At 68.4% G+C, this 12,524-nt stretch carries 5 protein-coding genes; all 5 read right to left on the bottom strand.

The genetic code is table 11. From position 1 onward, the window contains the following. Positions 1-134 precede the first annotated feature (134 nt). The 5 genes from K2U94_RS00325 to K2U94_RS00305 all read right to left on the bottom strand — a co-directional run bounded on the left by K2U94_RS00325 (position 135) and on the right by K2U94_RS00305 (position 12,355). Positions 135-3,287 carry a helicase-related protein gene (locus K2U94_RS00325; protein WP_243065313.1) on the bottom strand — a complete coding sequence of 1,051 codons (3,153 nt, stop codon included), beginning with the start codon at positions 3,285-3,287 and terminating at the stop codon, positions 135-137. Continuing rightward, positions 3,277-5,133, bottom strand: coding sequence for a phospholipase D family protein (locus K2U94_RS00320; RefSeq protein WP_243065312.1), 1,857 nt, complete (start codon positions 5,131-5,133; stop codon positions 3,277-3,279). The genes K2U94_RS00325 and K2U94_RS00320 overlap by 11 nt, the downstream gene beginning before the upstream one ends. Next, complete coding sequence (locus K2U94_RS00315) at positions 5,123-6,241, bottom strand: DUF6361 family protein (protein WP_243065311.1); 1,119 nt, start codon at positions 6,239-6,241, stop codon at positions 5,123-5,125. Before K2U94_RS00315 ends, K2U94_RS00320 begins: the two co-directional genes overlap by 11 nt. 64 nt (positions 6,242-6,305) lie before the next feature. After that, positions 6,306-9,701, bottom strand: coding sequence for a UvrD-helicase domain-containing protein (locus tag K2U94_RS00310; protein WP_243065310.1), 3,396 nt, complete (start codon positions 9,699-9,701; stop codon positions 6,306-6,308). Continuing rightward, the gene (locus K2U94_RS00305) at positions 9,701-12,355 is read right to left on the bottom strand and encodes a PD-(D/E)XK nuclease family protein (protein ID WP_243065309.1); all 2,655 of its coding nucleotides are present in this window, start codon (positions 12,353-12,355) and stop codon (positions 9,701-9,703) included. Before K2U94_RS00305 ends, K2U94_RS00310 begins: the two co-directional genes overlap by 1 nt. Positions 12,356-12,524: the final 169 nt, after the last annotated feature.

Raw genomic sequence — 12,524 nt, 5'->3', positions numbered from 1 at the left:
CTGCCGGGGCTTCCGCTTTGCCGACAGCCCGGCCCAGCGGGCGGCGCGCCTCAAGGGATGCGATCGAACCATGGGCATCGATGTAGCACGCGCTTCATTTTGTACGGGGGACTTCGAGAACGGTCTCGACGTGGCTATGGTTCTGACCCGCTAGGAAGTCCTGGTTCGAGCCGAATTTGCAGATCGCCGAGCAGGCTTGGGTCCATGCCCTCGCCGGCGAGAGTTTGCAGATAGTCGAGCAGATCGTCCTGCCGCGGTTGACCAAAGGCCAGGCGATAGACCGTGAGGCTGCGTTTGAGCCAAGCGAGTCGCGTGACTTCCCGGCTGAACGGCAACATCGGCACGCGCCGTTCGACCCTCACGGAACCTTCGTAGATCCAATAAGGGATGAGATCTGTGTCGACCGCCGCCTCGGATCGCGCGCGCTCGAACATCAGCTTCCACGGATCGTCAGGCGCCTGCCCATAGCCCCTGACGACACCGGCTTGGCGCTCGGCCAGGTTGAGGCGCACGGCGTGCCCCTTGAAGCGGTGGACGCGGCCTTCCCGCTGTTCGAGGTCCACTGGGTTGCCCGGCAGGTTCCAGTGATAGACGCGATAGCAATAGGGATGGAAATCCAGCCCCTCCTGGCCGACCGACGTGGTGGCGAGAACGAACGGCCGGAACGGCGAGTTGAACGCATCGCGCACGCCTCCGAGCCGGGCGACGGCGCCATCCTCGTCCTTGTAGTCGGCGAGCCGCATCGCGAAGCGTCCACGCATCTGGAATTTGCTGATGGCGAGGGCCTCGCCATCGACATGCACGTCATCGACATCGATCTGCGACGGGCGGATGGCCAGGGCCTGGGCCATGGCGCGCGCGACGCCGAAGGCGCGTTCCTCGGCCGGGCGGGCTCCGAGACCTTCGGCATCGACAAGGTAGTGGGCGTATTCGTCCAGGACGGCCTGTAGGTTGTGCTCGGCGCAATAGACCAGCACGCGGCGCCAATAGTGATCGTCGGTATCCCGCCGCAGCAGGGCGACCGCGTCATGCTGGTTGAACAGCGCCCTGAACGACCAAGCGACTTCAGCGGCGGCGCTGAGCAGGCGCGGGTCGTCCCACGCCAGCTCGGGCGCGATCCGCTTGAGGGCGCGAAGCGCGCAGACGGCCGGACTGCCGAGCGCCACGTCGACCAGCAGGTCTGGAAGATCGGCGGACGATGCGCCGATGTCGTGCGCCTTCACCGCCGCCGCAAGCTCGGCGACATGATCCTGAAAGGCGTCTTCGCTCGCCAGGGCGCGCATGCCATGGGGCGTCTCCAGCCAGGCGCGGGACCGCGCGCCCAGCAGGTCATCGACCACGGCGGGAGCGGCCCACTCGGCGCTGTTGGCGTCCTGCCGCGACGCCGCCCCTTTTCGCAGAGCCTCGAGGGCGGGCTTGAGGCGGTCGACGATGGCGGCGCGCATGTCCTCCTGCGACAGGGCGGTCTCGGTTTCACTGAAAACCGCGAGCGGATCGGCCAGCTCGGCCAGAGCCGGCGATGGATAGATCAGGAGCAGCGCGCGCAAACCCACAAGCCGCCCCTGATCCTGTCGGAACTGCAAGGGGCGCAGACGATGTTGCTCGAAATAGCGTCGGCCGGCTTCGCCGACGCCCATGCGCCGTTCGGCTTCATAGGACAGCAGGGCTGCAATCGCGTCGGGCACCATGGACCAGGCCGAAAATATCAGCGCCTTGGTCAGCGGCGTGCCGGATCGCGCGTCGCCGTAATAGGGCATGGCGGCAGGTATCCAGAGATTCTGTTCGAGACGCTGGCCGAAGATGTCGTCCATGATCGCGCGCATGCGGCCATTGGCCGGCTCCAGCGGCGCATAGGCGTCGATAGCGTCGTGATCGAGCATGGTCGGCCGAGCGGCCTGGATGGCGTCTCGGAGGGGCGCCGAGGGCGCCTCCGCCTCCTCCGTCAGAAGCTGCTTCAGGCTGTAGTGGCGCATGAAGTTGAGCAGGTAAGGGGCGGATTTCCAGTATTCGATGATCTCCGGCGCATCGAGCGTGCGGGCCACTTGCGACAAGGCCGACGCCTGCGCGAGATCGGCGGGGTCGACCGAGACCGTGATGGCGGGCTCGCTCATCATGGAGTCGCGTTCGATCGTGGACGCGACCCGCTCGGTTCGGGCAATCACTTTGCGCAGGCGCTGTTCGATGGCCTGGCGCGCCTCAACCGCTGCAGCGTGCGATTGCGGCAGGGTATGCAGAAGGCTGCGGAAAGCGCGCATCTCGCGCGAGAGCGTGGCTGCCACCTCCGGCCCTTTTTCGCGGCCATAGAGGAAGCTCAGGGTTTCGAGGAAATCCTGATAGTGGTCGCCTTCGTCGGGCTCGTCGCCGGCGAGCGTGAGCATCCGATAGGGCGTGGCGGAGAGCAGCAGGGTGCGGGCGGCGTGCCCGTCGCCGCCCGAGTAGTCGAACAGTTCGCGCGCGAGGATCGCCGCATCGCTGTCGCCGTGCAGCAGATCCCGAAACCGCTGGAACTCGTCCATGATGATCAGGTCGGGTTGCAGCGCGTCCACGCAGGCATGGGAGAGCTTGGCGCGCAGCCGGGCGACCAGGCTGTTGCGCGGCTGCGTCATCTCCGGGGGATAGCTGTCCCGGCGACGCGGGAAGAGTTCGCAGACCCGTTCGAGTTCCTCGAAGAGGTCGCGATCCGCCTGCACGTCGCGGCGGAAGCGCTCGATGATGCTCTTGTCGACGCCTTCGAGGGTGAGCGTATCCACCGCACGGTTCCAGCCGTCGATGCCGGCCGTGACCTGCAACAGATTGTGCAGGCCCCGCGGGCGCGAAACGAGGTCGTGCAGGAGATGTTGCAACAGGGCGCGTTCCTGCGTCACGCCCGTCGCGGAGCGCAGATCGAAGGTCGTGCCCGGCGTCAGGCTGATGAAGTTCACCTTGTTTGCGTCGAGGCCGACCTGATCGCGCAATTGCAGGGGAACCAGGGTCATGCGGGTCGGCAGGGCCAGCTCGCGCCGCCCGAGGACGTTCAGCCGATTGAGGTTCTGGGCGGCGATCGCCTGGTTCGAGCAGATGTAGAGGATGTCGATCCGCTTGGTGCTGTCCCACAGGTGCTCGATCATGCGGGCGATGACGCCGCGCGCCACCATCGTCTTGCCGAGGCCGACTTCGTCGGCGACCAGGAACTGGCGGACAGGATCGTCCTCGCCGTAGAGCCGGTCGAAGACATAGTCGACGGTGCGCCGCTGAAAGACCTTGAGAGGCGCGAGCGCCGCGTCGGCGCGGAACCGTTCATTCGGCATGAGCGGCGTCCTGCGTGGCGAGCGCAACCCGGAAGGTGTTCCAGAGCGCGCGGAACTCGGTCGGAATCGGATCGGTATCGGCGCCGTCGCCGGTTTCCAGGCGTGCGATCAGCCGTTCGATGGCGCGGAGCTGGTCGCCGCCCCTGCAGAAGGCGCGAACCATCTCTTCGAGGATCGGCGCGTCGTCGTTAGCCGCGCGCCACGCGCCCTGACCGGACCCATCCTGCGCCGCCAGCGCGGCGGCGAAGGGATCGCCCAATTCGGAGAGCAGCAACCGGAGATAACGGAAGAAGGCGTCCTTGCTGTCGATCACCCAGCGCAGGATGGCGGCGTGGCGCTCGGCGGGCAGCCCCTCGATCATGAGCCCGGTGCTGAACAGGACGGAGACATTCTCCGTCTCGTCCGTCAGATGGCAGGCGAGAAACCGGGTGAGATCGACCAGCGGCATTGCGCCAAGGTCGACGGGCTGTCCCTGCCGAAGAGGACCCAACACATCGCGCGCATGACCTTCGCCCCGCGTGATCGGCCAAACCTGCAGGACACCGATCCCGGCAAGGGACAACGGCTTGGCCGGCGCCAGCCAGACCCGCCAGGCGGGCGCGCCATCGGCGTTGGGCTCGGCGCGCTCGCAGCGGAGCGTGAGGCCGCTTTGGCAAATCTCTCGCCGGGCCATGTCCAATCGCGCCTCGGCCGCGCGTTGCGCGGCGTCGGCTGTGTTCATCTCGTCGCGGACGAAAGGCCGCGTCAGCCGGCCGAACCCCTTCTCGCCGAGGATTTCCTCGACGCTGCCGACCCGCGACCGCTTGCCGGTCAGGGTCGCGAAGATCTCGACATTGCCGCCCGTCAGCAGCGCCGGGCGCGTGGCGTTTCCTGAGCCGACCGTGATCGCGGTGTCCCAGCCGCGCTCGGCGACGAACGCCTTTGCGTGGAGCCCTTGCAAGGCCGTTGCGTCGGTCTCCTCGCCATCTTCCGTGGCCGCCATCTCGTCGAGCACGGCCACGCGCGCGAAGCCGTCCAGCGTGGCGCCGGACACCTGCGCGAGTTCGTCGGAGCGTCCGATGAAGATCGGCTTTTCGGCGCTGGGCAGGCCGGCGAGCAGCGACAAGGTCTGGTCATCGCAAAAGGGCGAGACCACGCCCAGCCGCACGCAAGGTTCCGGGCGCCACGGCTTGCCGCCGAGGCCGTTGACCGCGAAGGAGACGCTCTCGAATGGCTCGGGCAAGCTCCATTCGGCGCGCCGTATGTCTTCGGCCAGCTCGTCGACAAGGGTCTTCGTACCGTCGGGAGCGCCGACGGTCGCCAGGTCGGGGAGCTGGCGAAGGAAGTCGGCGACCGGGCGGTTGATGGCTTTGGGCTGCTTGGAGATCACCCCGTCGAGGGTGGCGGCAATATCCCAGGAGCGGTCGCGCGTAAGGTTTCGGGAGAGGATGAGCAGGCGCAGGCGCGCCGGGTCTTCGGGCCGCAACGGCGTGAAGCGCAGCGCCCACATCTTGGGGTGGAAGGCGCCGCCGTGAGGGGCGGAGACCTCGACCACGATGCGTTCGAGCAGCGAGCAAAGGCGGGAATGGGGACGGACGCTCGCCTGGATGTGGCCGGCGTCGGTGAAGACAACGAGGCGGCCGGCGATGCGCTCGGCACCTTCCAAGAGCGCCAGGGGATGCGAAAGGATCTCGTCGCGATTCTCTGCGGCGAACAGCGCCAGACTGACCGGCACGGCGAGCGCGGTCTCGAAGTCGAGCGAGAAGGTCGTGGCGACCGCCGCGTCGAAGACGTAGCCCGCCGGCGGCTGGAGATTGGCGCCGTAGAGGGTTCGCTGTTCGGGATCGAGACTGCGCCTATTCAGCATGGGCGAGATCCCGCAGGTGCGATTTGGCCTGCGCCCAACGGAAGGTGAGGCGGTCGGCGCCGGATGCGCCGGTCCAGCGGTCGCGCACGGCGTGATTGGCGTAGCGGGACTGGCTGGTTTTCAGCCGGCGCTCGCGCTCTTCGACAAGTTGCCGCGCCGCAGGCGACGCGATCACCTGCTCCGTCCCGGCCAGAACCAGCTCGCGCCACTCGGTCACAAAGCGCTTGGCGGCTGGCCGGACAGCGTGCGCGGGGTGCTCGACGAAGTTCCAGAAATCATCGAGCGACCATGCGCGGACGGCGCCGGGATCGAGTTCGTCGCTCCAGTCCGCAAGCCGTTCGCGATAGTCGTCGATCCAGTCGTTGCGCTGGCGCAGCTCGCTGAGCGCGAGATTGTAGAGCAGCGCCGCGCCGTACATCACATGGGAGAATATTTCTCCGTGCTGGACGAGGCGGCGCGCGGCGGCCGGAAACGCCGACAGGTGAGGATGGGTCCAGATATAGTCGCAGTCCGCATCGATGCCTTCACGCGCCAGCATCGTGAGCAGCGCCGCCGGTTGGCTGGCGACCAGGCGGTCGATGAGGAACTGCGCCTCGTCCGTGGTCAGGCGGAAGACGGCGCGCTCGAGCAGGTCGCTTGGCGGCTGCGGCAAGGCCGGGTTCCAGACAGTGGGCGTCTGGGCGCCGGCCAGGGCGTCTTCGCCGCTGGAGGCGCCGTGCGAACGGCCGCGGCCGCGCAAGGCGACGAACAGGCTGTCGAGCGAGCCCGGAAAAACCCGCACGCCCCACGCGCCCAGCCCCGCCCAATAGACCGAGCTGGGCAGCCGCTGGAGCCGCGGTCCCGCATCGCGGCCGATGATGCCGTTGGACTCGCCGCCGGTTTTCAAGGCGTCGGCAAGCCGGATCTCGGTGTCGCGCGCCTCGGCGCGGAGCTGCGCCTCGGGGACTTGGCGTTTCTCCAGCGCCCGATAGAGCCACGGTATGAACAGCATGTAGCGCAGGCGGGTCTGGATCGTGCTCGTGCCCGGAAACAGGTGATCGGCGATGGAATCCCGGATCGCGCCAAGCCCCAGCTCGTCACGGGTCTCGCGCTCCTGAAAGAGCGCCATGATCCGTTGCGCGCGCTGTCGCTCGGCTTCGTCGAAATCAATCCAGGCGAGAGACGACATGGGGTCAGGCCGCCTCGCTCTCGGTCGGCGTCGTCGGCAGGACCGGGATGACCGCGCCCGAGGTCATGAGCACGATCAGCCCGCGCTCGGCGCGGGTCATATCGAGATAGGCGCGCACCTGCGCGCGATAGTGATCGAGCGTGCCGGGGGCTGGCGACACATCGCTTTTCCAGTCCACGACGACGGCGGGGTGACCCTCGGCCGTCAGGGTCAGGGCGTCGGCGATCCCGGCCGTTGCGGTTTCCACACCATCGACCGCCTGTGCGGCATAGACGGGAAACTCGGCCAGAAGGCCCGGCCGCAAGGCCGCGATGTCAGGCAGGGCCAGAGTCCTGATGACACAGGCCGCCAGTTCCTGGGCCGACAGTCCCGTCGCCGGGTCATCGACCGGAGACCGGCCGAGGGCGCGGATGAGTTCGGCGGCCCGTTGCGCCAGGGTGGCTCCGGCCTCCTGGGTTTCGCCGGTCAGAACCTCTTCCATGAGCTTGTGCAGGATCAGCCCGCGTTCGCGGCCGCCCTGCACCGGGGCGGCGGCGTCCAGCTCGGGGGGCTGGTCGTCGGCCGATCCTATCCAGAGGGCCGCCTCTTCTTCCCGCAGCACGCTCCCGGCGGCGTTTTCGTCGCGGCTAGGGGCGAGCCAGGTCAGCCGTGTTTGCCCGGCAGCGATGGTTTCGGCTTCGGCCGCGAAGCTCGCGCGCGTCTGGGCGTTGGCCGCTCCGGCCGCCGTCGCCGTGAAACCGGCGGGCAAATGGGAGACGTCCAGTCCGGGCAGCGCGGCGAGCGACAGATCGACGAGACCGATCCAGGCGGATTTCGACGGGGTGGCGTCGAGCCGGGGCAGGACGAGGAGTTCGCGAGCGCGGGTGGCCGCGACATACCAGAGCCGGATGCGTTCGCGGTCCAGCTCGTCCTTTTCCGCGTCGCGCGCGGCGTCGTAGCCCTCGGGCGGGACGCCCAGGACCGGGCAATAGAAGGTCTCCGTCTGGCGGTCGATGACCGCGCTCTCGGGCGCCATGACGCCGGTCATGGTGTTGACCGGAATGACGATCGGCCATTCCAGCCCCTTGGCGGCGTGCATGGTGAAGAGCGCGACCGCTTCCTCCTGTGCGTCGGGCCGTCCCTCGACGGCGCGCGCCTCGTCGGACCAAGCCGCCGTCATCGCCTCGGCGAAGGCGCGCAGGCCGCGCACGGCGTAGCCGGTCGACAGGCTGAGATAGAGATCGACATTGGCGAGCGCGCGCTCGGCCTGGCCACGATGGCGCTCGAGGAGGAGCGGACGCACGCGCATCACGTCCACGGCCTGCGACAGCAGTTCGAGCGGGGTCGTGCTGTTGCCGCGCCGGGACAGCGATTGCAGCCGCTCGATGACTTCGCGCGCGAGCGGATGCCCGATGACGGCGGGGTCGATGCTGAGGTCCAGACGCGGAATCCGATCAGGCTTCTCCTCCGAGCGCGGGAGCCCCCACACAATGTCCAGCAGTTCTTCCTCGGTGAGGCCGACCAGAGGCCCGCGGAGCAGCGCGCCGAGCGCCAGCGTGTCGCGGCGATCGGCCAGGACGCGGGTCAGCGCGATCAGATCCTGGACCTCCTGGCGGCGGAACAGCCCCTTGCCGGCCTGTGTCGCCACGGGGACGCCGCGCCGCTCCAAGGCTTCCTCATAACGCCACAGCTCCGCGCCGGTCGGCGCCAGCAAGGCGATGTCGCCCGGCTGGCAGGGGCGCTCTGCTCCGCTGCGACGATCAATGATGGGGTGGCCTTCGATCAGCCGGGCGCAGAGATCGGCGATGGCGTCGGCTTCGGCGTCACGCTGCTGCTCGGCGCTGGCCTTGCCGTTTTCGTCGGCCACAGCGATGTCGAGGGCCGCCACGCACAGACCGCCGCGATCGTCATGGAACGGGTCGAGCGCAGTGAAGCCCGGCTGCCCGGCTGCCGAGAGCGCGACCTCGAATCGCTCGTTGACGAAGGTGAGGATCGAGGCGCAGGAGCGGAAATTGGTGGAGATCGACAGGAGGCTGCCGGGATCCTGGGCGCGAAATGCGTCGCGCGCCTGCACGTAGGCGCCGACATCGGCGCCCCGGAAGCGATAGATCGCCTGCTTGGGGTCGCCGACCAGGAAGAGTGCGCCCGGCCGAATGCGGAACCCGGTCCAGTCGTCCCCGCCATCTACCGGCTCGCCGCAAAGGCGCCAGAAGATCTCGGTTTGCAGGGGATCGGTGTCCTGGAACTCGTCGACGAGGACGTGAGCGAAACGCTGCCCGAGCGCGTGGCGGACGTCGTCATGGTCGCGCAGCAGATCGCGCGCAGCGAAAATCAGATCGTCAAAATCGAGTTGGGCGCTCGCGCGCTTGTGGTCGCGATAGCGTTGCAGGATTGGACGCGCTTCGTCGATCAGCGCCGCCAAGGTGTGACCAGCGGCGGCCTGCACAAGCGAGACCCAGGCGTCGCAGCAGGCGGTGTAGTGGACCTCGGCGGCGTCGTTCAGCCGGTCACCGTCGGCTTTGGAGAGACCGGCCTGCTTCGCCGCGGCGGCCCATTTGCCCTTCTTGCGGTAGGAGGCGAAGGCCCCGGCCTTGGTGCAAAGGTCCGGATGGGGCCGCGAGGTCAGGAGCCGGACGAGGCCCGCAGGCGTTGCCGGATCGGGACCATCCGCCAAGGCGGTCGCCATTTCGGCCAGCCGCTGGACGATCGCCACCGTTTCCGGCTCGGCCGCCGCGCCATCCATGAAGCCCGCGAAGTCGGCGGTGGCCTGGCGGAACGCCGTGAGGTGGCCGCCAAACGGGGAGACAGGTGGAGCCGAGAGCATGCGGCGGCGGCGCAGATTCTCGGCGATTTTATGAATGAGCGCCACGGTCTCGCCGGGGCTGTGCAGCACCATTTCGGCCAGGATGCCGCCCTGCCCGCCGGCCAGACGCTCGCGCAGCCAGCCGTCGACGATTTCGAGGAAGGTGAGATCGGCCTGGTTGCGATCCATGACGCCGGCGCCGGGATCGATGTCGGCCTCTGCCGGATAGGGCTTGATCAGGCGTTGGCAGAAGCCGTGGATGGTCGAACAGGTGATCTCGTCGATCGCGGCGCTGGTGGCGGCGAGATTGTCGCGCTGGGCCAGGGACAGACCATTGGGCAGCGCCACGCGCAGTTCGGGTGCAATCTCGCCGGCCGTGAGGTCGGCGACAAACTCCCGGACGCGCGACAGCAGCTCGCTTGCGGCGAGTTCGGTGAAGGTGACGGCGGCGATAGCGCGCGGGGGGACACCTTCGGCAAGCATGACGGCGATGCGGCCGGCCATAACGGCGGTCTTGCCCGACCCCGCGCCGGCCTCGACCAGGATCGACCGATCATGGAGGCTGATTGCGTCTCGGCGCGCGCCGTCGTCCTTCAACACCTTGGACACGCTGCTCATTATTCTGCCTCCCAGACCTGAGCGGCTTCGCCCAGCCGTTCCGTCGCGGCCGGGAGCTTGCGCTTGCAATAGGTAGCGCTGGCGTTCGCTGGCAGGGCGAAGGCGAGGTCGTCATAGTCGCCGCCGGTGTCTGGGCCAGGCAGAGCCGCGCCGCCCGACAGGCTCGTCCTCGCCGCACGAAGGTAGCCGGTGATCTCCGCCAGCACGGCCTCGGGATCGTCGAGCTGAAGATCAACGGGCTCGCGCGGGTAGAGCAGCGAGGCGCTGATGGCGACGTCGTCGCCGAGCAGTGCCTTCACCGCGAAGGCGTAGAGGCAACGCTGAAGCTCGCGGCCGCCGTTCAGCCGGATGTCGCCGCGCGGCGGCCTGCCCGTCTTGTAATCGCGCACGAGCGCGCGCTTGCCGTCACCCGAGATGTCGAGCCGGTCGATATAGCCGGCGATGTTGAAGCCGGCGTCGGGAATCGTGACCGGCGCGCTCGCATCCCAAGGCGTCTGCGCGTCGGATTTCGGCTCCGAGCCGCCGAACGGGACTTCGCCATAGGCGCGAGCGCCGGGCAGGACATCATCGCCATAGGTCAGGGCGCGGCCGGCCATCACGCGGGCGTCGTCGAGGGTGCGGCTCCAGATGACGGCCGGCGGAACCGGACGCTCGCTTTCCCAATCGCCGGCGACGGCTTGCGCGGCGCGGGCCACCGCTGCTTCGACGGTCTCCGCGTCGGCAGCGGCGAGCCCGCCTCCGGCTTCGAGGTCGCGCAATGCGCGGTCGAGAACCATGTGGACGAGATCGCCGATCCCGAGGGCGTCGAGCACGAGCGGTTCGGCGCTGCTCTGCGGTTCGCGCCAGCCGAACGCATAGACCCACACGAAGCTGAGCGGATTGCGCAGCAGGCGGCGAAGCGAGCTGGCCGACTGTGTGCGGCCGAGGATGGCGAGAACGAGCGGATGATCCGCCCGCACGAGCCCGTCATGGGGAGTGATCTCGGACCGTCGCCAGTCGCGCCAACAGCCCTGCGCACTGACTGCTTGGGGTTCGGCCGCGAACTCTTGGGGACGGGCCATCAAGCGGTCGGTCTCGCTGAAGGCATGCGCCGGCGTCGCGTTGCGCCGGAGGTAGGTTTCGTCGCCACGCCCGGCGAGCAGAGGACTCCGTCCCAGGAGACGCCCGTCGCTGTCGCGTCGGGCGCGCGAGAGGACGGCTTCGCCGCCCGTCGTGGCGAGGATCGTCTCGAAGTCCCGGCGGTCGGCGAGGTTCACCGGCAGTGGATCAAGCACCGGAGTCGGGATGATATGGTCCGGAATAAGCCGGTCCTCGGCGATGCCGCGTGGCCAGCGCGAGGAATTGAGGCCCAGCAGTCGCACGAAGCGGCGGGGTGACGCCGCGAGCGCGCTGGCCGGCATCCATGCGACAGAGACGCATGCTTCCAGCCCGTCATCCTGCTTCAGGGTTTCCAGCGTCGCGTCGATCGAGGCGGCGGGGCCGGCGAGCAGCGCCTTGCGCCAAATCGCGAGCGCCCGGCCCTTGAGGAAGGCTTCTCCGATCTCGCCAGCGGCCTCCGATCCTTTCGCCAGGGTCTCGACCGCTGCGCGCAGCGCCGAAGCGTGGTCGGCGCCGTCGGGCCAGTCTTCCGGCGTCAACCGGGCCAGCAGGCGATTCCAGGCACCCGGCGTCGAGAGCGGCGCATCGGTCGGCAGAACCCGCAGCCAGCCTTCGGGTAGGGTCTCGAAAGGTCCGCTGTCCCGGCAGAGCGCCCCGAGGCGCCGCAGCCGCGACTGCGACACGCCGCGGACCACAATGTCGGCCAGCGCTGCAGAAGCCTGGCCCTCGCGGGTGGTGACGGTGCGGACGCCGTGGACGAAGTGCAGGTCGATTTTGGCGTCGGCGCGCAGGGCTAAGAAATGATCGTCATAGTCGGCGGGCGAGGCTGTCGCGATGGCGATCTCCGAGGGCGAGACGCCCGAGGCGAGCAGGCTTCGTGCCCAGCGCATCGCCTCGATAGCCTCGTGATAGGCCGTCGCCGCGCTGACGGCGATGATCCCCGGCGTTTGCGTCGGTGCACGCGCGACCATGACGCCTGTGCCGTCCAGCCATGCGGGAACGCTCCTGGGGCCGGCCGTCCACTGCACGGGGATATGGGCGGTAAGGGCCTGGAGCAGCGGTCGCCAGCAGGGCGAGAGTTCGGTAAGGCCAACGATCTCCATCGGGCCCAAGACCGCCGGCGCATGACCGATGCGGGTGGTTGCGGCGGCGACGATGTCCAGGGGGCGCATCATGCCGGACGGGAGCTGGTCGAGGACGGCCGCTTCCAGGCACGCGATGGCGCCGAGACGCGGATGATTGACGGCGCGCGCGGCTAGGTCGATTCCGGCACGCCAGGCTTTGTGGAGCGTATCGGCCGCCGCGTCGATCATACCGGGGAGAGCCTTGATGCTCTCCAGCTCGCCCATCGGCGTCGCGGGCAGAGCCGCTTGGATGGCGGCGCGCAGACTCTCATCGTCGATGGGTCGGACGAAGCCGCCGGCAAGCCGGACCGCCGCCTGCTCGAAAGACATGATCTGGAGGCCATGACGACCATTGCGGGCCGCCGTCAGGCGGCCTTCCCTCATGGCGAGACGGCCGTGAACGACTAGGGTGGATCGACTCGCAACGGCCATGGCCGCTCTCCTTCCGGGAGCTAATTCTTGTTCGGACGCTGGGTCAGCGCCGTGGCCCGTCCGCGAATTATCCTCTTGCACGTATCGCCCCCAACGCGCGCGCCGATCATTGTTGACCGGCGCTGCAGATGGGGATAATAATTACACGCATCGCGTCGATATGTCCATA

Source organism: Candidatus Rhodoblastus alkanivorans, from assembly GCF_022760755.1.
GTDB classification, from domain to species: Bacteria; Pseudomonadota; Alphaproteobacteria; order Rhizobiales; family Beijerinckiaceae; genus Rhodoblastus; species Rhodoblastus alkanivorans.
The sequence above is the reverse complement of the archived record's forward strand: the minus strand, read 5'-3'. Positions and strand labels throughout refer to the sequence as shown.